The 22,447-nt window shown below is 64.5% G+C and carries 18 protein-coding genes; 5 read left to right on the top strand and 13 right to left on the bottom strand.

The genetic code is table 11. The features are described 5' to 3' along the window. Window positions 1-9: 9 nt before the first annotated feature. The 5 genes from CLU94_RS26395 to queE all read right to left on the bottom strand — a co-directional run bounded on the left by CLU94_RS26395 (window position 10) and on the right by queE (window position 5,429). On the bottom strand, window positions 10-1,164 hold the full coding sequence (locus CLU94_RS26395; protein WP_099667852.1) for a hemin-degrading factor: 1,155 nt from the start codon (window positions 1,162-1,164) through the stop codon (window positions 10-12). Window positions 1,165-1,225: 61 nt separating this feature from the next. After that, entirely contained in the window at window positions 1,226-3,589 is a 2,364-nt protein-coding gene (locus CLU94_RS26390) for a TonB-dependent hemoglobin/transferrin/lactoferrin family receptor (protein WP_099667851.1), read from the bottom strand. Between the two features lie 245 nt (window positions 3,590-3,834). Continuing rightward, window positions 3,835-4,344, bottom strand: coding sequence for a tRNA adenosine(34) deaminase TadA (tadA, locus tag CLU94_RS26385; RefSeq protein ID WP_099667850.1), 510 nt, complete (start codon window positions 4,342-4,344; stop codon window positions 3,835-3,837). After that, window positions 4,337-4,783 carry a 6-carboxytetrahydropterin synthase QueD gene (gene queD, locus CLU94_RS26380; protein ID WP_034755997.1) on the bottom strand — a complete coding sequence of 149 codons (447 nt, stop codon included), beginning with the start codon at window positions 4,781-4,783 and terminating at the stop codon, window positions 4,337-4,339. The genes tadA and queD overlap by 8 nt, the downstream gene beginning before the upstream one ends. Before the next feature lie 10 nt (window positions 4,784-4,793). Next, on the bottom strand, window positions 4,794-5,429 hold the full coding sequence (gene queE, locus CLU94_RS26375) for a 7-carboxy-7-deazaguanine synthase (RefSeq protein WP_099667849.1): 636 nt from the start codon (window positions 5,427-5,429) through the stop codon (window positions 4,794-4,796). Window positions 5,430-5,717: 288 nt separating this feature from the next. Between queE and CLU94_RS26370 the strand changes: the two genes are divergently transcribed. The 4 genes from CLU94_RS26370 (at window position 5,718) to CLU94_RS26355 (ending at window position 13,359) form a co-directional block, all read left to right on the top strand. Next, a complete protein-coding gene (locus tag CLU94_RS26370) occupies window positions 5,718-6,617 on the top strand; it encodes a sensor histidine kinase (protein WP_143451560.1) in 900 nt (299 codons plus the stop codon). A gap of 101 nt (window positions 6,618-6,718) precedes the next feature. Continuing rightward, on the top strand, window positions 6,719-7,705 hold the full coding sequence (locus CLU94_RS26365) for a sensor domain-containing diguanylate cyclase (protein WP_099667847.1): 987 nt from the start codon (window positions 6,719-6,721) through the stop codon (window positions 7,703-7,705). A 261-nt stretch (window positions 7,706-7,966) separates the two neighbouring features. Further along, the gene (locus CLU94_RS26360) at window positions 7,967-10,831 is read left to right on the top strand and encodes a M16 family metallopeptidase (protein WP_257219011.1); all 2,865 of its coding nucleotides are present in this window, start codon (window positions 7,967-7,969) and stop codon (window positions 10,829-10,831) included. A 185-nt stretch (window positions 10,832-11,016) separates the two neighbouring features. Beyond that, entirely contained in the window at window positions 11,017-13,359 is a 2,343-nt protein-coding gene (locus CLU94_RS26355; protein WP_099667846.1) for a M20/M25/M40 family metallo-hydrolase, read from the top strand. A 15-nt stretch (window positions 13,360-13,374) separates the two neighbouring features. On the opposite strand, the gene CLU94_RS26350 is transcribed toward CLU94_RS26355, so the two are convergent. Both CLU94_RS26350 and CLU94_RS26345 read right to left on the bottom strand, forming a co-directional pair. Beyond that, the gene (locus CLU94_RS26350; protein WP_077404902.1) at window positions 13,375-13,629 is read right to left on the bottom strand and encodes a hypothetical protein; all 255 of its coding nucleotides are present in this window, start codon (window positions 13,627-13,629) and stop codon (window positions 13,375-13,377) included. Window positions 13,630-13,649: 20 nt separating this feature from the next. Continuing rightward, window positions 13,650-14,435, bottom strand: coding sequence for a DNA/RNA non-specific endonuclease (locus CLU94_RS26345; protein WP_099667845.1), 786 nt, complete (start codon window positions 14,433-14,435; stop codon window positions 13,650-13,652). Between the two features lie 231 nt (window positions 14,436-14,666). Here CLU94_RS26345 and CLU94_RS26340 point away from each other — a divergent pair, with 231 nt between their 5' ends. Beyond that, the gene (locus CLU94_RS26340) at window positions 14,667-15,194 is read left to right on the top strand and encodes an SRPBCC family protein (RefSeq protein WP_099667844.1); all 528 of its coding nucleotides are present in this window, start codon (window positions 14,667-14,669) and stop codon (window positions 15,192-15,194) included. A 76-nt stretch (window positions 15,195-15,270) separates the two neighbouring features. On the opposite strand, the gene CLU94_RS26335 is transcribed toward CLU94_RS26340, so the two are convergent. The 6 genes from CLU94_RS26335 to CLU94_RS26310 form a co-directional block, all read right to left on the bottom strand. Further along, entirely contained in the window at window positions 15,271-16,284 is a 1,014-nt protein-coding gene (locus tag CLU94_RS26335) for a response regulator (protein WP_099667843.1), read from the bottom strand. Further along, entirely contained in the window at window positions 16,277-17,374 is a 1,098-nt protein-coding gene (locus CLU94_RS26330; protein ID WP_099667842.1) for a hybrid sensor histidine kinase/response regulator, read from the bottom strand. The genes CLU94_RS26335 and CLU94_RS26330 overlap by 8 nt, the downstream gene beginning before the upstream one ends. A 1-nt stretch (window position 17,375) precedes the next feature. After that, on the bottom strand, window positions 17,376-18,719 hold the full coding sequence (locus CLU94_RS26325; protein ID WP_099667841.1) for a sensor histidine kinase: 1,344 nt from the start codon (window positions 18,717-18,719) through the stop codon (window positions 17,376-17,378). Next, on the bottom strand, window positions 18,719-20,113 hold the full coding sequence (locus tag CLU94_RS26320; protein WP_099667840.1) for a class I SAM-dependent methyltransferase: 1,395 nt from the start codon (window positions 20,111-20,113) through the stop codon (window positions 18,719-18,721). Before CLU94_RS26320 ends, CLU94_RS26325 begins: the two co-directional genes overlap by 1 nt. Window positions 20,114-20,377: 264 nt before the next feature. Continuing rightward, window positions 20,378-21,403, bottom strand: coding sequence for an AraC family transcriptional regulator (locus CLU94_RS26315; RefSeq protein ID WP_099667839.1), 1,026 nt, complete (start codon window positions 21,401-21,403; stop codon window positions 20,378-20,380). Continuing rightward, the gene (locus CLU94_RS26310; RefSeq protein WP_099667838.1) at window positions 21,403-22,311 is read right to left on the bottom strand and encodes a GGDEF domain-containing protein; all 909 of its coding nucleotides are present in this window, start codon (window positions 22,309-22,311) and stop codon (window positions 21,403-21,405) included. The genes CLU94_RS26315 and CLU94_RS26310 overlap by 1 nt, the downstream gene beginning before the upstream one ends. Window positions 22,312-22,447: the final 136 nt, after the last annotated feature.

Genomic DNA, 22,447 nt, shown 5'->3' with positions numbered 1-22,447 from the left:
CGCTACTGCTTACTTGGCCTTAGGCAAGGAATCGGCCAGGTCCACCCAGCTTTGCGGCTGCGGTTTGCCGCGCTCGCGCACGCCGAAGAAGGAGACCACTTGCGTGCCGTCATTGTCGAAGAACTCGACGGAAGTGACGCCGCCGCGCTTGACGATCCAGCCGCTGCGCAGGGCCGTGTCGCGGATGTGCAGGTTGAAGTCCGGGTCCAGCACGTTGAAGAAGCCGCCGGCGGCCATGGTTTTCTCGATCTTGCCGCTGTAGATCTGCGTCAAGCCTTCATTGCCCAGGAACACCATGATGGCGACCTTGTCCTTGGCCGCGTTTTCCAGCAGGGTGCGCAGCGCCGCTGGCGTCACGCGCTCGACCACGCCGGCCGGCGCCAGGCGCAGGGCCTGTTCGCGCGACAGGTGGAATTCGCGCATGATTTGCGCAAACTGGTGCACGTCCGTCATGTCTTTCCAGGCCAGCTGGAATTCCTTGACGTCGATCTCGGCATCCGGCTTTTCCGCCGCTTTCGGCGCCACGGCCAGCACGTTCAGCTCCGCGCTTTGCCGGGGCATGCGGAAGGTGGCCACCAATTTATCGTAGACGGCCACGCCCGGCTCGTTGCGCAGGTAGATCTTGTGCACGGCCGTGCCGTTGGCGTCAAAAAATTGCAGGCTGCGCGTCGGCTTGCCATCGCGGCCTGCTTGTTCTACCGCAAATGCGTATTTCCAGTTTTCAAAGTGGAAACGCAGGTCGATCTGGCCGCCCAGGTAGCCGCCCGCGATATTGCGCTGGCGCGCTTCCGTTTCCGGGTCCTTGGCGTCGGCCTGCTCGGACTTGTCGCCCGCCTGCTTGAATTTGCTGGCGACGCCCGTCGTTTCGATGACGCCGTTTTCATTGCGCGTGATCGCTTGCACGATGCCCAGGTCCAGCGCGGCGCGCATGATTTCGCGCGGCTGGTTGCCGTCGGCCTGTAGGCGCGTGACGCCCTTGCCGATGTTGGTTGCCAGCAATTGCGCTTCGGATACACCCAGCGCGCGCGCCGCGTCGCGGATCTGCAGCTTCGGCTGATCCGTGCGCAAGGTGGACCAGCGTTCCGCCAAAGTGGCTGGGGCCGCGTATGCGTTTGCGATCAGCAGGCTGCCTAGCAGGGATAGAACGAGTTTGGATAACTTCATAGAGAGACCATTCAATCAAACATGGAAAAAAAGAGGGGCAAGCACCCCTCCCCGGTAAAAATCAATAGTTGACGCTGAGGCTGGCGGCGACGTTGCGGCCCGGCTTGGCGTAGCGCTCGATCTCCAGGCGGCTGGCAGCCGTGGTGCCGGAGGCCAGGCTGCGCGCGGCGGCATAATCCCAGTACTTGCGATCCGTCAAGTTGTACACGCCGACGATGATCTTGGCGTTCTTGTGCACGTTCCAGTAGGTCGACAGGTCGAAGATGGTGTACGACGGCACCTTGAAGAGCGGCGCGGTCCCGCCCATCAGCAAATCGTTCGGCGCCTGTTTCTCGCCGGCATGCAGCGCCGTCAGTTCCAGGCCGAACAACTTGTTCGTATGGTCATAGCCGAAGGTCAGCGCCGTCTTGGCCGGCGCCACCGAGGCCAGGCCGCCGCTCTCGCCCGTCAGGGTATTGAAGGAGCGGCCCTTGGCCACGCCCGTGGCCAGGTCGACGCGGTAGCCCTGCATGGCCGGCAACCAGGTTCCCAGCTCCGCGCGCAGGCTCAGCTCGGCGCCCCAGGTGCGCGCATTGCCGATGTTTTCCGGACGGAACAGGCCCAGGGTGAGGGTCGGGTAATTCACCGGATCCAGCTCTTGCGCCACGTACTCGATCATGTTCTTGTACTCCGTCTGGTAGACGGACGCCTGCATGCTCAAGCCCCTGGTCACGTCGCCTTTCAGCCCCAGTTCATATGCCTTGCTGGTTTCCTTGCCCAGATTCGGATTGCCCAGCACGGCATAGCCATTCCCCGTGCCCGTATAGCTGATGGAATCATAGGTACCCGTGCGTTCGATCGCCGTCGGCAGGCGCGTGCCGCGCGTGAACGTGGCGTAGGCTTGCATTTGCGGCAGCACTTCCACGGACAGGCTCAGGCTCGGCGTGAAGTAGGAATCGCTCTCCTTGCGCACTTCCTTGGCCGCATTCGGCACGCCGATCAGGTAGTTCTGCAGGTTTTTCGGCTCCAGCTTGCGGTAGTCGGCACGCAGGCCCGGCGTCAGCACGGCCTTCTTGCCGCCCAAGTCGAAACTGAGGTCGTCGCGCACGTACAGGGCCAGCTTGGTGGCATCCATGTCGGCCATGCGGTTCTTGCGCGTGATCTGGTGCTCGCCCGTGGCAATGAGGGTGCGGTCTTCCATCCAGGGGCGGCGCGATTTGGCCTGTTCCAGCTGCACGCCGTACAGCAGCGCGTTGTCGGCGTTGAGCTGCTTGAACGCTTCCGAGGTCAGGCCGATGCTGTCATTCTTGAAGCTGGTGTCGATGGCGCGCAGGGAGTTGCCGCGGTAGACATAGCGGCCTTTGCTCTTGTCCTCGATCTTCGCGTTCTGCAGGTAGACTTTCGAGGTCAGGCGGTCGAACAGGGCGAAATCCTTCAGCACCACCTCGTGGCCCAGGCTGACGCGGGTGCGCTTGGTGGTGGAATCCTGCTGCACGCCGTCCGGGTACATGGCGCTGACTTTATTGTTGAGGTCGCGCTTGTTCTTGCGTTCGAACATGTCGACCGTCAAGTCCAGCTTTTGTTCGCCCGGCAAGGCCCACACCAGCTTCGACAGCAGGGCGTTCGAATGCCAGTCATCCGGGTTGACGGTGGCGCTGCCACGGCTGTCCAGCTGCTCGCCATCGCGGTGCACGTACACGGCCAGGCCTTGCAGACTGGCGCCGATCTTGGCGGCGCCCGTCAGGGTGTGCGCGTTGCTGCGGTCCACCGTGGCGCGGCCGTATTTATACGCCACATAATGGTCCACCCCTTCGCCCAGGTAATCTTCGGGCGACTTGGTGATGAAGGCCACGCCGCCGCCCAGGCCGGGATTGGCGCCGCTGACGGCCGTCGTGCCCGAATCGATGCGCACTTCGCGGAAAGTTTCCGGATCAAAATAATCGCGGCCCATGCCGAAGGCGTTCATGTTAGTGCTGTCCGGCTTCGGTGCCGCGTCGGGCAGGGAAATGCCGTCGAGTTCCAGGCTGACCCGGTTGCCTTCCAGGCCGCGGATGTTGTAACCGGTATTGCCCGCGCCATCCCACATGCCGCCGCCGCCCGAGGCCGCCATTGACGTGCTGATCAGCGGCTGATAGCGCACGACGCCGGCCATGTCCGTCACGTTGCGGCGCTCCAGGTCGTCGCTGCGGATCACCGTCTTGGTGCCCGCGCGGCGCTCGTAATCCTGTTTGGCGTTCACGACGATTTCCGGGAAGACAGGCAGCTTGGCCGGTTCCTGCGCGGCCGTGCCTGCATTGACGGCGGCGTTTTGCGCGGCCACGGGCAGCAGCGGCGCGGCGAACAGGCCCAGCAAGGCGGCGCGCAGCACCAGGTTATGGCGGCGGACAGGCAGGTGAGCTGGGGATACGACGGGTGCAGCGAGGCGCTGCGTAGGCACAGTAGTCATGATGATCCGGTGGAAGAGTAAAGGCTGGCTCTTGAACCCGGATCGATAACGAAAGTGTTAACGATGTATAAGGAAAGTTTGCTGGCGAAAACAATACTGTAACACGAATCATTCTCATTTGAGAATGGCAAAGTGGTCTAGACAGATGTTATTTCGCAACAGTTATAAAAAATGCCAGCCGGGGTGGCTGGCATGGCTGACGCGCGGGACAAGGCCATGGCGGCCCTGCCCTGTCTGGGACGAAATCAGGCCGGAGGATGGGCCAGCTTGCGCGCTTCCGCCTGCGCGCGGCGGCGCTCGGCAAAGAAGCGCTTGAGGAAAGCGCCGCACTCCTCGGCCAGCACGCCGCCAGCGATGGCTGTCTGGTGGTTCAGCGCCGGCTGTTCAAACAGGTTCAGCACGGAACCGCAGGCGCCCGTCTTCGGGTCGCCCGCGCCGTACACGACGCGCGCCAGGCGCGCATGCAGCATGGCGCCCGAGCACATCACGCACGGTTCCAGGGTCACGTACAGCTCGCAGCCGGGCAAGCGGTAGTTGCCCAGCTTTTCAGCGGCCGCGCGCAAGGCCATGACTTCCGCATGCGCCGTGGGGTCGTGGCGGCCGATGGGCTGGTTGTAGCCGACGGCGATGACTTCCCCATCCTTGACGACGACGGCGCCGACGGGCACTTCGCCCAGGTCCCATGCGTGCTGGGCCTGTTCCAGGGCCAGCTGCATGTAGCGCGCGTCCTGCGCGCTAGCGTGCATTTCAGTCATCGGTCACTTCTGCCCAGCAATTCGGCGTTTCATGCAGCACCAGCTTATGCAGGTGCAAGCCCGTGCCGAAATGATCGGTAAATGCGGCTTTCAGGATGTCGAAGGCGATGCGCGCCAGGTTTTCCACGGTCGGGATGCGGTCGATGACGACGGTTTTATGGTCGGGCAGGCTGGCCAGGAAGTCGCGCACGGCCGTATCTTTTTCGTAGACGAGGAAGGCGTGGTCCCACACATCGACCAGGTGCTGCTTGGCCAGGGTTTTCACGTCGGAAAAGTCCATGATCATGCCATTGTCGGAATTGCCTTCCGCTTCGATGACCTTGCCGACCAGGGTGATTTCCACCGTGTAGCGGTGGCCGTGCAGGTTGCGGCACTGGCTTTTGTGGTCGGGAATGCGGTGGCCCGCGTCGAATTCGAGCTTGCGTGTGATAGTCAGCATATTATTTGTTTTAAGGGATTTGCAGGAGTTTATGGGTTTGCAGGCTCAGCTTCCACTTCGGGTTGCTTTTGCATGTTTCGATGGCCAGCTTCATGTTGTGCGCGGCCAGGGGGCCGTCCATCGCCTGCACGAAGAAGTTCTCGAAGTCCAGTTGTTCGTAGGCGGCCAGGTCTTGCTGGAACTGGGGGATGACCACCTTGATTTCATTGCCTTTGTGCACCACCAGGGTGGAACCCATCTTCGGGCTGACGCAGATCCAGTCCACGCCGGCCGGCACGGGCAAGGTGCCATTGGTTTCGATGGCGATGGTAAAGCCGACCGCGTGCATGGCGTCGATCAGCGCCGTGTCCAGTTGCAGCAGCGGTTCGCCGCCCGTAAACACCACGTATTTGCTGGGCGCGTAGCTGGCGGGCCACAGGCTGTCGATCAGCGCGGCCAGTTCGGCCGGCGTCTTGAACTTGCCGCCCAGTTCGCCGTCCGTGCCGACGAAATCCGTATCGCAGAACTGGCACACGGCCGTGGCGCGGTCGCTTTCGCGGCCCGTCCACAGGTTGCAGCCGGAAAAGCGGCAAAACACGGCCGGACGGCCCGCGTGCGCACCTTCGCCCTGCAGGGTATAAAAAATCTCTTTGATGCTATAAGTCACTGTATTTCCTAAGAGCTGGCTGGCGTCATCGCGCAGGGCGAACGCATCGGGGCTGGCGCGTGGCGCCGTTACCGCAAAAGCCGATTGACAACCCTCTATTATATGCCGCCACGACACTTCCCGTGCAAATGCCGTGCCCGCCGCCTGCCGCTGCGGCGTCCGGGGCCGGAAATCGACATGGGCAGGCATAACTGCGCGGCTTTTGCGTTTAGACAATGTAAATGATCCCAAGTTAATATATTTTCTGTAAGAACATTGCCTGATGGAAAACATTAAGGGAGCATGGACATGCCGCAACGCTGGCTACGCCCGCCGTACCGCCTGAGTATTCTGGCCTGCCTGGCGGCGGCCGCACTCGCGGCCCTGCACGCCAGCCATGCCGCCGGGCCAATGCAGCAGGCTGGCACGCCCTCCCCCTTGATGCTGGCCTGCGCCGTCCTGCTCGGTGCGCTGGCGCTGCTGCTGTGGCGCCAGCACCGCCTGGCGCTGCGCCTGCAGGCACTGGAACAGCTGCGCGCGGAGGCGGAACAGGCGCGCCTGGCCGGCGAACAGCACAAGGCGCGCGCGCAGGAACGCCTGCGCATCGGGCGCGACATCCACGACGACCTGGGCCAGCATCTGCTGACCCTGAAAATCGACCTGGCCATGCTGCAGACCAGCACGCATGACGCCGCACCCTTGCTGGCGCGGCAACTGGCCATGATGGCGCGCAATATCGACCTCAGCATCGCGGCGCTGCGCTGCGTCATCCACGACCTGCGCCCGCCCGCCCTCGACGCGGGCCTGCAAGCGGCGTGCGACGGCTTGCTGGCGGACTTCAAGCGCACCACGGGCATCGCTTGCAGCTGCGACTACCGGCTCGACGCCGCCGCCGGCAGCGCGCACGGCCCCCTGCTGTATCACGTGCTGCAGGAAGCGCTGGCGAACATCGCCCGCCATGCGCGCGCCACGCATGTCCAGCTGAGCCTGCAGCAAGCGGGAGCCACCCTGGCATGCCGCATCAGCGACGACGGCGTCGGGCTGTCGGGTTCGCCACCGCGCCTCGGCTGCGGCCTGTCCGGCATGCATGAGCGCGTGGCCGCCGCCGGCGGCAGCCTGCACATCGAAAGCCGCAGCGGCGCCGGCACCACCTTGCGCCTGTCCCTGCCGCTGGCCGCCTGCGAGGAGGCGCCCCTGCTGCACGACTGATCGTGGCGTCATAAATATTGCTCAATATCAACACCTCCCGTCCCGCTGCGCTGCATCATGGCCAACGAGCCAGCCCCATTCACCCCAAGAAGGATGCTTACATGCCGGATAGCCATGCTCATGCCAGCGCATCGCCCTGCGATGAAGCCCAGGGTTTCGCCGTCAAGATGATGGAATTGCTGGTGGTGCCCACCTTTGTCCTCGACGTGCATGGCCAGGTCATGATCTGGAACCGCGCCTGCGAGCAGCTGACGGGCGTGCCGGCGGCCGAAGTGCTGCGCACGCGCGAGCCGGGCCGCTGCTTCTACAACGACGAGCGCCCCACCCTGGCCGACCTGCTGCTGGCCGGGCGCGGCGGCGACATGCGCGCGCTGCACGCCCAGCAGCAGTACCGCAGCAGCACGGGCGGCAATCTGTGCGCGGAAAACTGGTGCGACATGCCGCGCACGGGGCGGCGGCGCTACCTGGCCGTCGATGCCAGCCCCATCTATGGCAATCACGACGAGCTGATCGCCGTCGTCGAAACCCTGCGCGACATGACGGATGAAAAACGCGCGCACGTGGAACTGGAACGCCTGGCCACGCGCGACGGCCTGACGGGCCTGGCAAACCGGCGCTGCTTCGACGACACCATCCTGGCCGAGTGGCAGCGCGCCCAGCGGCAGGGCCAGCCCCTGTCGCTGCTGATGGTCGACGTCGACAATTTCAAGGAATACAACGACAGCCATGGCCACCAGGGCGGCGACCTGTGCCTGCGCAAGGTAGCCGGCGCCGTGGCCAGCGAAATGCGCACGAACGACCTGGTGGCCCGCTATGGCGGCGAAGAATTTGCCGTCATCCTGCCGAACCAGTCGCTCAAGGGCGCGGCCATCGTGGCCGAACGCATCCGCCAGCGCGTGGAACGGCTGCAACTGCCGCGCAAGCGTCCCGACGGCGCCTGCGTCACCGTCAGCATCGGCGCCGCCACGGCCCTGCCCGGCCCCGGCACGGAACTGGGACAGCTGATCCACACGGCCGACTGCGCCCTGTACCGCGCCAAGCACCTGGGCCGCAACCGCATCAGCCTGCCGGAAACGACGCTCACGTAGGCAGCCAGGACATCGCACGCGGCGACGTGGTATCCGAAGAAGACTCCCTGTCCCGCCTCGACCAGGATTGACATGACGCCGTGCACGACGTCGTGCACATCCGCATGTTCCTGCCCACCAAACGCGACTTCCTCGCCCACTTGACGGCGCGCATCCTGCGGCCCGACTCTTAGCCCCTATGCAGGGCGGCGTGAATATTCTATGCTGCGGCGTTGCACTTTCATAACATCCAAAAAAGAAGGAGCCTTCGTGTCAAGAATCATGCCCGCTTTATTACCCGCTTTCGCCCTGGCCCTGTCGGCCATGGCCGCGTCGAACCTGGGCGCCGCGCCCGTCAAACCGGCCGCCGCCCATGGCGCCGCGGCCAGCAAGGCCGACTTGCTGCCATTCAAGGCGACAGAAAAGACCTTGCCCAACGGCTTGAAGATCATCATCGTGCCGACCGGTTTCCCGAACCTCGTCTCGCTGCAGATTCCCGTGCAGACGGGCTCGCGCAACGAAGTCGAGCCGGGCAAGTCCGGTTTCGCCCACTTCTTCGAGCACATGATGTTCCGCGGCACCAAGGCGTATCCGCCCGAAAAATACCAGGAAGTCATCACCCGCGCCGGCGCGCGCCAGAATGCGTATACGAGCGACGACTTGACCAATTACCACACGACGTTTGCCAAGCAAGACCTGGAAACCGTGCTGAAGGTGGAAGCGGACCGCTTCCAGCACCTCGACTATGCGGAAGACGCGTTCAAGACGGAATCGCGGGCCGTGCTGGGCGAATACAACAAGAACAGCGCCAATCCCGTGTCGAAACTGTTCGAAGTGATGCGCGACAGCGCCTACACGACGCATACCTACAAGCATACGACGATGGGTTTCATCCAGGACATCGAAGACATGCCGAACCAGTACGCGTATTCGAAGCTCTTCTTCGACCGCTGGTACCGTCCCGAGCGCACCACCATCATCATCGCCGGCGACGTGGAACCGCAGCAAGCGATCGCGCTGGTGGAAAAATACTGGAGCAGCTGGCAGCGCGGCAAGCAGCAGGCGGCCGTGCCCGTGGAACCAAAGCCGCGCGGCCCCGTCTACAAGCACGTGGCCTGGCCCACGCCGACCCTGCCGTGGGTGGCCGTGGGCTTCCATGCGCCCGCGTTTTCCGTGAAGGACAAGGACCAGGCGGCGCTGGCGACCCTGCTGTCGCTGTCGTTCGGCCGCACCTCGCCTTTATATAAACGCCTGGTGCAGAACGAGCAAAAGGTCGACCAGTTGTTCGACATGACGCCGGACCGGGTCGACCCGACACTGGCCGTGCTGGGCGCGCGCGTGAAAAACATCGACGACGCCGTCTACGTGCGCGACGCCATCCTGGCCACCGTGGCGCAGCTGCGCGACACGCCCGTGAGCGACAAAGACCTGGCGGACGCCAAGTCGGCGGAAAAATACGGCTTGATCCGCTCGCTCGACAACACGGAGCAGATCGCCGGCACCCTGGCCTCCTTCGTGCATTTCGACCGCTCGTATGCCACCATCAACCAGTACTACCGCCTGATCGATACGCTCACGCCGGCCGACCTGCAGGCGGCCGCGCGCAAATACCTGACGGACGAGGGCCTGGTGGTGACGACCCTGTCGCACCAGCCGATGGCGGCCGCCATCGCCGCCACGCCGACGCTGGCCAGCCTGCTGCCGGCCGCCCCGACCGCGAAGTTCGACGTGCTGGTGCAAAAGTCGGCGCTGCCGCAAATCCGCTACAAGCTGCTGTTTACGGCAGGTTCCGCGCAAGACCCGCAAGGCAAGGAAGGCCTGGCCGCGCTGACGGCGTCCATGGTGGCGTCCGGTGGTTCGTCCGAGCGCAAGATCGACGAAGTCAACCAGGCCCTGTTCCCGCTGGCCGGCAGTTTCAGCCAGCAGACGGACAAGGAAATGACGACGTTTACGGGTTCCATCCACCGGGATAACTGGACCCAGTTCAACGCCATCGCCCTGCCGCTGCTGCTCTCGCCCGGTTTCCGCGAAGACGACTTCCGCCGCCTGAAGGATGCGCAAAAGAACGCGCTGCTGCTGGACCTGAAGGACAATAACGAAGAGGAATTCGCCAAGGAACGCCTGCAAACCAATGTGTATGCGGGCACGCCCTACGGCCACCCCGTGCTGGGCACGGTCGCCGGCATCGACGCCATCACCCTCGACGACGTGAAACAGTTCTGGAAGAGCGCGTATGCGCAAGGCGCCGTCAAGGTGGGCATTTCCGGCGACGTGTCGGATGCCATGACGGCCTCGCTGACGCAGGCGCTGGCAAGCTTGCCGGCCGGCCCGGGCTTGCCCGCCACCGTGAAACCCGCGGGCCGCAAGGCGCAGGGCCTGGAAGTGGAAATCATCGAGAAAAACACGCGCGCCACGGCCATTTCCTTCGGCTTGCCGCTGGACGTCACGCGCACGCACCCGGACTTCCCCGCCCTGTGGCTGGCGAAGACGTGGCTGGGCGAGCACCGCGCCTCGAATTCCTACCTGTACCAGCGCATCCGCGAAATCCGCGGCATGAACTATGGCGATTACGCATACATCGAAGCCTTCCCGCGCGGCATGTACCAGTTCTTCCCGAACCCGAACCTGGGCCGCAAGGCGCAGCTGTTCGAAATCTGGATCCGCCCCGTGGCGCCGGACAACGCCCATTTCGCCCTGCGCGTGGCCCTGACGGAACTGGGCAAGCTGGTCGACAACGGCTTGACGCAGGACGATTTCGCCACCACGCGCGACTACCTGATGAAGAACGTCTTCGTCATGACGTCGACGCAGGACCAGCAACTCGGTTATGCGCTCGATTCGCAATGGTATGGCACGCCGGAATTTACCAAGCTGATGCGTGATGGCTTGTCGAAACTGACGCTGGCCGACGTCAACCGCGCCATCCAGCAGCACCTGTCGGCGAAGAACCTGTCCGTGGTGATCGTCGCCAAGGATGCGGCCGGCTTGAAGGATAAGCTCGTCAGCGACGCGTTCTCTCCCATCAAGTACGACGGCAACAAGCCGCAGGCGCTGCTCGATGAAGACAAGGTCATCGGCGCGATGAAGCTGGACATCAAGCCGGCGGCCGTCACCGTCACGCCGGCGGCACAGGCCTTCGCCAGGTAAGTTTGTGCCAGATCAACCTCGTCCGGTGCAGCTTGCCGGATGGGGTTGGTCTGGCATTCGGCGCGGCCAAACCCGCCTTCATTCCGCAAATCCCGGCCTTGGTCGGAAAGTAGCATCTTGGCAATCTGGTTTTCCCCATACTGTTTTTCGACTCTTCCCGAGTGAAAACCATGACAAGGACAACCATGCACCTGTTCCATCCCCACCTTTACGCCACCTGCTTCCTCGCCGCTGCCGCGCTGCCGGGTACCCTGTACGCGCAAGCGCCGGCCCTCGCCGGACAGTGGCAATTCCAGACGGCGACGGGCACGACCACGACGAATGGCGTCGAGGTCGACCTGATCGACACGGGCATCCTAGACATCAGCGAAGAGCAAGGCGGCTTGCGCGCGACGATCGCGTGGCTCGACGAAGGGGGCCAGCTCACGCCGCCCCGCACGGTCGACGGCACGGCCGGCCCCGCCGGCGCCGTCTTCCGGCATGGCGGCAAGCGCGTCAGCACGGGGCGCAACGGCAAGGAGATCAGCACCGACGTGACGATACGCTGGACCCTGCAAGCCAGGGGCAACGTGCTGAGCGGCGAGCGCCTGGTCGAAACCGATGAGAACGAACCCAAGCCCGTGACCGGTACGCGGCTCAAGGAACGCTATGTGCCGCCCGCGCTGCCGGCCGCAGCGCTGGCGACGGCGGCAAGCGGCGCCGCGCGCGGCCCTTCCACGCCGGCCGAGCGCGCGCGCGTGGTGCAGATGGCGAACGAGGCGCAGCGCGATCCCCTGGCCGTGCAACAGCGCGACGGCGCCTGGCTGGGCGCATGGATAGAAGCGATTCCCGACTTCACCTTACCGGCCAGCGCGCTGGAAAGCTGGCTGGCCATCGCCAGCCGGCCGGCCATCCGCGAGGCAACGGTCTTTCAATACCTGGCCAGCGCGATGGCCTTCCAGATCGAACACCCGGAGCAGGCCGGGCAGCAGAGCGCCAGCGACCTGGCGGGCATGCAGGGCGTGCTGCGCGCCTACGAAACCCTGTTGCGCCAGGATAAGCTGAACCGTTCCGCGAAGCTGGATGCGGCGCTGGCGGCGCGCCGGCAAGACAGGCTGCCCGCCTTCCTCGCCACGCTGTCCGGCAGGAATGCCGGCATCGACGCCGCCACGTCGCCGTCCAGCGACGCCACGGCGCGCCGGATCGTGGCGCTGGGTACCGGCGAGCCGCGCGCGATGGACTGGCTCGACATCCTCAGCAACCGCTTCGGCGGCCGCATGGCCGGCAGCGACGCCTACACGCATGCGGCGCAATGGGCGCGCCTGCAACTGCGGCAATGGGGCGTGCAAGCGGAGCTGGAAGAAGCGGGCCAGGTGCCCGTCGGCTTCAACCGCGGCCCGTGGTCGGGCAAGATGCTGGCGCCCGAGGAACAGCCGCTGCGCCTGGCGACGCCCGCCTATTCGGCCGGCACGCGCGGCGTGCAGCAGGGCCTGGCCATGATGGGACCGGCCACCCTGGAAGAGGCGCAGGCGCGCGCCGCGCAATTCAAGGGCAAATGGGTGCTGATCGGCGGTGAAAACGGGGGCGGCGGGCGCGATGGCAGCACCATCCACCAGCCCAGGGCCATCACCCGCGTGCTGATGCAGGCGGGCGCCCTCGGCACCATCCAGTCCGGCGAAGAACCGCTGTATGCCGCCAGCGCCGCGCCCACCGCGTGGGCAGCCCTGCCGACCTTGCCCGACATCAAGCTGGCCGCGCCACAGTACGCCGACATCCGCCAGCGCCTGGCGCGCGGCGAAGCCGTCACCCTGGAGTTTGACGTCCGCAACTGGTTCTATCCGGGCCCGGTGACGTATCACAACGTCGTCGCCCGCATTCCGGGCACGGAAAAGCCGGAGGAAATCGTGCTGATCGGCGCCCACCTCGACAGCTATGACGGCGGCACGGGCGCGGCCGACAATGGCGGCGGCGTGGCCACGATGCTCGAAGCGATGCGCCTCTTGGCGCTCTCCGGGGCGAAACCGCGCCGCACCATCATGCTGGTGGCATTCGGCGCGGAGGAAATCGGCCGCAAGGGATCGTTCGCGTTCGCCGAGCGGCATGCGGGGCAATTGGAGCATATCGTGATGATGCTCAACCGCGACGGGCGGCCCGGCGCCATCGACGGCATCGCCATTCCCTCGGCCTGGAAGAGCGTGTTTGGTCGGGTCGAGCTGGCCCTGCAAGACATCCATCCCGTGTTCGGCTTCGCCGCCAGCATCAATGACGTGCCGCGCGACGCCAGCAAGGCGATGAGCGCGCGGGCAGGCAGCGATGACGCCGTCTTCAGCCTGCATGGCGTGCCGACGCCGAAATTTACCGTGCTCGGCGATTTCGACTATGCGCGCGTGCATCACACGGTGCTCGACACCTACGACAACGTGCAGCCTTTCAGCGCGGCGCAGCAATACTCGGCCATCGCCATCGCCTTGACCGCGTATGAAGTGGCGAACGCGCCGGAAGAGATCAACAGGAAAGGCTACTATCGCGCCGCCAAGGCGGCGCCGTAGACGTCCCCGCCAGCATCACTCGAAGGGATTGGCCACCGACGTCACTTCGGGCGGCGGCAGCTGGTCGGGCAAGTCCTGCTTTTCCAGTTGCGCCACCACGTCGCCCAGCAGTTTTTGCAACTGTTTCGCCAGCGCCAGGCCCGGCTTGTCCAGGGTCAGGTCGATGTCGCCGCTGATGCTGATGCGGTCGATCCTGTTTTCGATGCTCAGGCTGCCGATCTCCAGCACATCGCTTTCATTGGCGTACGGGACGAATTTCTTTGCGCACATGGGATTTCCTTTCAAAGGGATTATTTTTTCGACTTGCTATTGATCTTGGGCAAACTCAGCATGCGCAACTTTTGCTGGCGCGTCAGCGACGGTAACAGATCGATGCCTATCCTGTCTTCCAGTTGCGCAATGCTCAGCACTTCATACGCCTTGGTATCGACGTTTTCAATGAAGTAGGCGGCGCCGGCGCGCTGGCGCGGGCTGTACACGGCCTTGTACAGATGGCTGGGCACAATCACTCTTCCCACCTTGCGCAGGTTGCCGCCAATGAAAGCCGGCCCCGTGATCACGTACAGGTCGCCCTCTTTCTTCGCCATCTTGCGCACGGCGCCCTCGATGCCGGCCCACACATAGCGGTTGTTGCGCGCATCCTGCGGCACCATGTTGGCCAGGGTAAAGCTGTCGCGCTGGCTCTGGCGGTCCGGCATGTCGCCGTTGGGCGCCATGTGGCCACGGTCGAAGCCGCTGCGCGCATAATCGGCCAGCTCGGCGCGCTGGGCGGCGGGCAGCTTGCGTTCCGCGTGGAAGGAATTTTCGCGCGACAAATCCTGCGCCGCTTCGAGGTTGTTCGCCGTCAAGTGTTCAGCCGACCACAGGGGCGTGCGCGTAATCCCCGAATGCATCACGCCAAACACGTTGTAGCACAGCTCCCTGGTCGCCACGTCCAGCTTGGGGTTGGTGATTTCCGGCTTGCGGCCATCGACGTAGTGGGCGGGACAGGCATCGGCATGCGCCAGGTTCGCGGCAAAGGCGGAAGCCAGCAAGCCGCACGCCAGGGTCAGCCTGGCGATCGATCGTTGAAACATATTTCCCTCTGAAATCTTTGCAGGCCAGCATTCTAGCGGACGGCGGCCCTCGCCACAAACCCGCACCAACCTGGCGTGCGCGGCGGCGAACGGGCGTGCAGGCGGGCGTGCGTGCGGGCGGCCCTGTGCAGAGCTGGCGCAAATAAAGGCCAACAGGCCGCGCACAGCCATTCATATCTGCTAAGATTGCCTTGATTCGTTCGCATCGACCATTCAAGATTTGGAGAGCATATGATCAAAAAAACCCTGCTGCTGATCGTTGTCGTCGTCGCCGCCATCCTCGGCTATGCCACCACCAAACCCGACACTTTCAGTGTCCAGCGCGAAATCACCATCAAGGCACCGCCCGAGAAAATCGCCGCCCTGATCACGGACTTCCACTACTGGGCCGCCTGGTCGCCGTGGGAAAAGCTCGATCCGGCCATGCGCCGCACGTTTACGGGCCCCGCCAATGGCCTGGGCGCGCAATATGCGTGGACGGGCAATGACAAGGTGGGCGCCGGCCGCATGGAAATCATGGAAGCGGCCCAGCCCGAACGCACCGTCATCAAGCTGGACTTCCTCAAGCCGTTCGAAAGCCACAACACCACCACGTTTGCCATGACACCCGAGGGCGACAGCACCAAGGTGAACTGGACCATGACAGGTCCCAGCCCTTACGTGAGCAAGGTCATGACGGTCTTCGTCAGCATGGATACCATGATCGGCAAGGATTTCGAGAAGGGCTTGAACAACCTGAAGGCGGCGGCGGAGCGCTAAGCCTTTCCCGTCGCGATGAAAAACAGGGCCGCGCGGCCCTGTTGTCATTGGCGCCGCCCCTTGCGGGGCAGCCGGCTCAGAACTGCTCGATCCAGGCCGCCAGGTGGTCCGGCGTGAGCGCCGGTTCAGCCTGCACCACCTTGCCCTGCAAGCCCATTTCCGTTTTACTCAGCTGCAAGGACCAGCCGCGCCGCGCCAGCCACAGCAAGCTGGCCAGCCAGAACGAGTGAATCGCCGAGACGGGCGTGGTGGTGGGCGTTTCCAGGAATTCCGTCAGCAGGCGGCCATCGAGGAACAGCGCCGTGCCGCCCTGGTTTTGCAGCGCCGCGCCGAACACGGGCAGCAGCATGTCGATCGCCTGTTCCACGCCGCGCCCCGGATGCTCGCGCTCGAGCGTGTCGAGCTGCTGGCGCACGGCGGCGGCAAAGGCCGTGCCGCGGAAGGCTTCTGAACTGACCAGGTCGGCATAATCCATCAACAGCCAGTCCGGCTCGGGCGGCGTGACGCCGGCCGTCAGGGCCGCCGACAAATACGCTTCCACGGGCAGCTGCTGCTCCGGACCGGCCAGGCTGGCGCACAGGGCGTACAGGGTGCCGATGCGGTTGGCGACGGCTTGCCGCTGGCGCACCATCAGCTTTTCGCGCAGCAATTGGGCGTGTTCGTTGCGCAGCCGCGCCAGTTCCAGCGCCTGCTTGAGTTCCATGCGCAGGGCCGCGATATCCCACGGTTTCTGGATGTAGCGGTGGATCTGCCCCTGGTTGACGGCTTCCACCGTGTGTTCGAGCTCGGAATACGCGGTGGTCAGGATGCGCACGATGTGCGGATGGCGGTCCCAGGCGTACGACAGCAGCTCGTTGCCATAGGCGCCTGGCATGCGTTGGTCCGACACCAGCACGGCGATGCGGTCGGCCTGCTCGTCCAGGATGCGCTTGCCCTCCTCGACCGAGGTCGCCGTCAGCACGTCGGCCAGCGGCGCGATGGCGCGCTGGAAGTATTTGAGGGCGTTGGCCTCGTCATCGACATAGAGTATCGTCGGCAAGCCTTGCGCCGGCTCACGCTGAGCCGGTAAACGCAGATTGGCGTCAATCATGCTCGTTCCTTATATGTACTGGAAAATTCAGGGTTACCGTGGTGGAAGTGCCAAACTCGGTGGCGATGTCGAGGTTGCCGCCGAACGACTGCATCATGCGGTGGCAAAACACCATGCCCCAGCCCTTGCCTTCGTCGCCGTTGGCACTGACGGGGTCGATCAACAGCTGTTCGACAATCTCGGGGGCGATGCCGGCGCCATTGTCGCGCACCTTGATGCGGCCGGCGTCGATGCGGATGCCGATCGCCGGATGAGCCTGCTCACCGGCCGAGCGCAAGGCATTCGCCAGCACGGACGATAAAATCAGGGCGACGCAATTGGGGGACTCGGCGATGGAAAAATCGTCGCCCACGTCCACCGTGATGGCGGCGCGCTGGGCCGTGCTCAAGGGATAGCTGTCAAGCAAGGCGGCCAGCAGCTGGCGCGCGCTGCCGGCGCGGCGTCCGCCCTGCATGCCGGGCCCGGCGCTTGCCAGGCGCACCGTGTCGACAAAGCTGGCCAGCACCGACAGGCAATAGCGCGCATTGTCGTGCATCAAGGCGGCCGCTTCGCCGATCTCGGCCTGCGGCGCGGATTCCGCCTGCGCGCGCCGGGCGATGCCGCGCGCAAAATTGGCGATGGCCGCCAGCGGCGTGTTCAATTCATGCGCAAGAAACGCCAGCGATTCTTCCATCGCCACCAGGCCCTGGCGGCGCGCGGCGCGCTCGCGTCCCGTCTGCACGGCCAGTTGCAGCGCCGTTTGCATGGCGGCCAGGTCGAGCGGCTTTTCCAGCAGGCGGAACACCGCGCCGCCGTTGATCAGTTCGAGCAGCACATCCTTGTCCGCATACGCGGTGACGAGCATGCAGACGATGTGCGGATAGCGCTGCGCCACTTCCTGCAGCAATTCGCTGCCCAGGCGGTCCGGCATGCGGTAATCGGTGACGAGCACGTCGATCTGGCCGGCCTCGTCTGCCAGCAAGGCGAGCGCCGCATCGACGCTCAGCGCCGTCAGCACGCGGTAGCGGGCCCCGGCGGCGCGTTCGAAATACTTGCAGGCGAGCGCTTCGTCGTCCACGTACAGCACGCTGGCGCGGCTATCGTTATCCATGCTAACGGCCCTCCCAATCGGAGCGCTGCAAGTCGAAATTCATGCTGGCCCACGCGCCCAGCTCGCTTTCGGCCGTGAGGGTGCCGCCGTGGCGCTCGATCACGCCATAGCTGATGCTCAGGCCCAGGCCCAGGCCCTGCCCCACTTCGCGCGTGGTAAAGAACGGTTCGAACACGCGCGCCAGGTTTTCCGGGGCGATGCCGGGGCCGTTGTCGCGCACGCTGATGCGCAGGCGGTTCTCGTCCCAGTGGGCCGTGATGCGGATCTCGAACGGCGGCGCATTGCCCTTGCGCATGGACAGCACGGCATTGCCCAGCAAGTTGATCAGCACGCCCACGATGGCCGCTTCGTCGCCGCGCACCAGGGTGTCGACCGGCAAGTCGTGGCTGATGCTGACATTCTTCGTTTCATGGCCCACCAGGCGGATGGCCGCGTCGAGCGCGCTGCGGAACTGGAAGTGTCCCGTTTCCAGCTGGTTGCCGCTCTTGCGGTAGGCAAAGGTCTTCAAGTCGGACACGATGTGCTGCACGCGCAGCATGCCCTGCTTGGCGTCGGCCAGGCATTCGCTGACGAGCGCGCTTTGCTTGGCGGCCGGGTCTTCGATGGCCACCTCGATGGCCATCATGCAGAAATTCACGGGGTTATTGACTTCATGCAGCATGCCGGCGGCCAGGGTGCCGATGGCAGCCATTTTCTCCTGCTGCAGCATCTGCCCCTTGATATCGGCCAGACTTTTGTTGGTTTCTTCCAGCTGCGTGTTCTTTTGCGCCACTTCCGCCTTCAGCTGGAACAGCATGAAGCGGGCGCGCTCATTGAAATAGGTAAACACGGCACTGATGCTGGCCGACATAATAAGGAACAAGCAATTGACGACAAACGTACCCGCCAGGTCGAAGCCGCCCGCATGCCAGGCACAGGCGCCCACATACAGCAGGCAGGAGATGGCGCCGAAAACCATATTCTGCCACAAGCCGAAGGCCAGCACGATGCCCGACGAATAGATGGCCAGGGTCATGCCCACGTAATAGATCGAGGTGGCGCCCTCCGTGACGGCGATCATCCAGGCGATCATGATTTGCGGCAAGATCAGCCAGACAAAGGTCAAGCCCTGGATGCGGTCCTGCGCCCAGCGCGTGCGCATGGCCAGCACGACGCAAAAGATCAGCACGGACACGAGGATGCGCGCACTGGTGAACGCCGACTGCTTGTCCGGATACAGGGCCGAATCGAGGCCCATGCCCAGCAGGATCAGCACGATGCCCGTGTACGCCCCGCCGCGGCTGAATTCCAGGCGGAAGTCGCGCAAAACGGCCGTGTAGCCGGCGTGCAGGCCTGGAGTATCCATCAAGGAATGCTCACTTCCGCGAACACATTCACGCCCGTGGCATCGACATAGATCAGCGGGTCCGTCGCGTGCTCGGGCAGCAAGGCCGACAAGCCCTCTTCATTGCGATAGATCAAATGCCATTCCAGCAAATGCTCCATGCCGAACTTGCCGGGGTTGTTCGCGTGCACATTGGTGACGAGCAAACGTCCGCCCGGTCCCACGCGCGAGGCGAAATGCATCAGCAGGCGCGCGCACACCTTGTCGGACAGATAGTCGAACAGGCCGGCGCAATACACGGCGTCGAAACTGCCGGGCAAGCCCGTTATACCGGCGCCATGGCGGCGCTTGAGCAGGTTGTGCACGGAATCGTGCACATAATCGATCTCGACCACGCGCCCCGTGCGCTGCATGATGGTGGTCAGGCGCGCGCGCGTCCAGTCCAGCGTTTCGCTGCTGAAGTCGACCAGTTCGAAGGCCAGCCACTGCGCGTCCGGGCACGTTTCCAGGAAGCGCTGCACCTCGATGGCCGGGCCGCAGCCCACGTTGAGCACTTTATACACGCGCCCGGCAGCGCGCGCCGCGGCCGCCTTTTGCGAGAGGAATTCCGTCAGGATATCGATGCGGTTGCGGTGCGCCGTGGCCACGGCCGCCTGCAGGAAGGCCGCATTGACGATCTGAAAGTACGTGCTCGGCCCCTGGCGCGGGTCGTCCAGCAGCTGGTTGACCATCTGGTAATCGCCCGCGTAACCGAGCGGCTTGGTAAACGTGCGGAAGACGAACGGCGCGCGCAGGATCAAGGGATGCAGCGCCGCTTGGGCGAAGGCGCGGTGCGCGGGCGCCCGCTCTTCCTCGACGAGCGACGCTTCCACTTCGAGCTGGCGCAGGTACAGCTGGGTTTGCTCCATCAGCGGCAAGGCCAGCTCGTCGAATATATCGGGGCGCAGCCGGCCGTTTTCCTTGGGCAGCGAGTCGGACAAGTCGACTTGCTCGACCCAGCGCGACACTTCCGACAGGAAGGCGCGCATTTCGTTGACGACGATCTGGTAATCGCGGCGGATGCGGAAGCGCTCGCCCCAGCCGGCGACGAAGGCGCTGGACTCCTTCTGCACGGCGCCCTTGACCACCACCACGTCGCTCAGCTCGCGCCACTCGTCGATCAGGGTCACGGAAACGATGGCGGTCAGGCCCGTGTTGACGCTGCTGATGACGACGGCCTTGCCCACGTAGGCATTTTTCGCCCCCATGCGCACCGTCACGTCATTGAGCACCTCGCTGACCTGCACAATCGAGTATGGATTATAGATTTCCATGACCAGCGAATTGCGCTGCAAGTTGAAAATCGTGCCGCGCACCGCCTCACCCTGGGTGTTGCGGAAACTGACGACTGGATCGATCTGCGATTGTGAATACACGATTGAGCATTATCAAGTTGCCCGGTTTCCGGCGCACCCCACGGGTGACGCCAGTTTCCAGGCTGGGTTAAGGCACGGCACACCGGTCGTCTGCCGCCGGCACCGCCATCAAGACGGCGGTATTGCGGCGTCGTTTGACGCCGTGCCGGAGCGCCTCAAAGCGCGTCTGTTCGCTCTCTGATCGAGTGTACTATGGATGTAGCAGAACGGGCAATTGTTCCCTCAGGAACGACTGTCCGTGGCGCTGGCGCGCAACGCCGGCGGTCAACCTGCCACAAAAAGGGCCAAAGCATGGCGCAGCAACTGCGGCGTTTGGCCCGTCCAGCGCTTGAACGAGCGGCGGAAGTTGGTGGCATCATGAAAGCCAAGATAGGCGGCCACGGCGTCGTTGTCGTAGCCATGCGCCTGGAACAGATAGATCGCCTTGTGCGCGCGCACCTGGTCCAGCTCGGCCTGGAAATGCGTGCCATGGCGCGCCAGGTGGCGTTTCAGGGTGGCGGGACTGACGCCGAACTCCTGCGCCGTGCGTTCCAGGGTCGGCGCGCAGCGGATATTGGCCAGCAGATAGTCGTACAGCGCACCGAGCAGGCTCGCGGCCGGCACGGGCGCCACGGCCGCCGCGCGCAAGGCCAGCGCCGCCGCCGTGGCATTGCCGCGCGGCCAGGGCTTATCCAGCCAGCTGGAATCGATGAGCATGGCGTCGACCTGGCAATCGAAGCGCAGCGCCTGGCCCAGGTGCACTTCGTGCTGCTCGACGTGGCGGGGCCGCGCCCGGTTGAAGCAAAAGCGCCACGGCAGCGCTTCGCCCGCCAGCCAGCGGCACATGGCCGCCAGCGCCGTCATGTGCATCTCCACCAGAAACGGCAGCTGGCTGGGCGCGCCGAACGCATCGACCCAGTACAGCACATGCATGTCGCCCGCCTCGCGCAAGCGCGGCTGCAACAGCGGACACAGCAAGGTGTGGAATTCGCACAGGATGCCAAGCGCCTGGCGCAGATTCTGCGCCTGCAGCAAGGCGTGGCTGGCCGCGCCGTAATGGCCGGGCAGCATTTGCTGGCCCAGCATGAAGCTGGTATCGGCACTGTCCAGGCCGCGCGCCACGTTGGCCAGCAATTGCAGGTATTGCGCGGCGCTGACCTGGCTTTCCGCGGACGGCAGCGCGCCGCCATCGAGGCCCGTGCCCTTGAGCAGCGGCGCCACGGCCAGTTCGCGGCTGCGCGCAAAATCGAGCACCAGCGCCGGCTGGTGATGGGCCGCGATGCTGGGGTCGCCCTGCTGGTTCAGCGGCATCAGGCGGGCGCGGCGGAACTGGCCCTGGGACCGGCGCTGCGGCCGGGCGTTTCCACGGCCCGGCTCAGCTCGGCCAACACCACTTCCGGCACGCCATCGGTGAGCGCGCACGCATGCCGCAGGCTCAGGCGGATTTCGCGGTTGTCGTTGGCGTGGTGGCGCATCTGCCCCACCATGGCGCACAGGTGGCGCGCCTTCGCGGCCGCATCCTCGCGCGACACGCCCGGCATCAGCACGGCGAAGCGGTCGCCCGCATAGCGGCACAGCAAGTCGTCATTGCGCAAGTTCAACAGCAGCATGTGGCCCACGGCTTGCAGCACGCGGTCGCCTTCGCGGTGGCCGTATTCGCGGTTAATCAAATGAAAGCTGTCGATATCGAGCAAGACCAGCGCGCAATCGAGGCCGGGCCGGCGCTCCTGTTCCAGGCGCATCTGCGTGCGCAGGTAGCTGGCGTCGGCCAGCTGCGTGATGCGGTCGAAGGCGCGGTGGTCGCGGAACAGGCGTTCGCGCTTTTGCAGGTGCTCGTTCAGGCGGAACTGTTCCTGGCGCCAGTAATACATGCCGATCGTCAGCACCAGCATGCCGAACGGAATCAAGGCTTCCAGCCAGTTATCCCACACGGCGCTCTTATCGACGGCAAAGAATTCGTCCAGGCAATCGGCCCAGGAACCCAGCATGATGGCGCACAGGCCGCCGGCGATCAAGCGCGTCACCCGCCCGCGGGGACGGCTGCTGAGGGTAAACAAGAACCAGATGCCCGCCATGACGGCCGTGCCGCCTTCGCAGACGATATCCATCCACTTCCAGATGGCAAACGGTTTAAGGTGCCCCAGTGTGGCGTACAGGAACAAGAACAAGGGCAACGCGAGCGCTGCGGCAATCAGGCTGTTACGGTGCAACGGCAGCATGTGGGAAACCTTTAAAAGTGGTGCTGTCGCCACGATAGCGCCCGCCCATGACGGCACGATGACATGCCCCACGCCCGTGCGGCAGGTGCAAACGGCTCATCATTAACAGCGCAGCCGATGCAAATCCGGCAAGCCG

Source organism: Janthinobacterium sp. 13 (genome assembly GCF_002749695.1).
Lineage (GTDB): Bacteria > Pseudomonadota > Gammaproteobacteria > Burkholderiales > Burkholderiaceae_D > Janthinobacterium > Janthinobacterium kumbetense.
The sequence above is the reverse complement of the archived record's forward strand: the minus strand, read 5'-3'. Positions and strand labels throughout refer to the sequence as shown.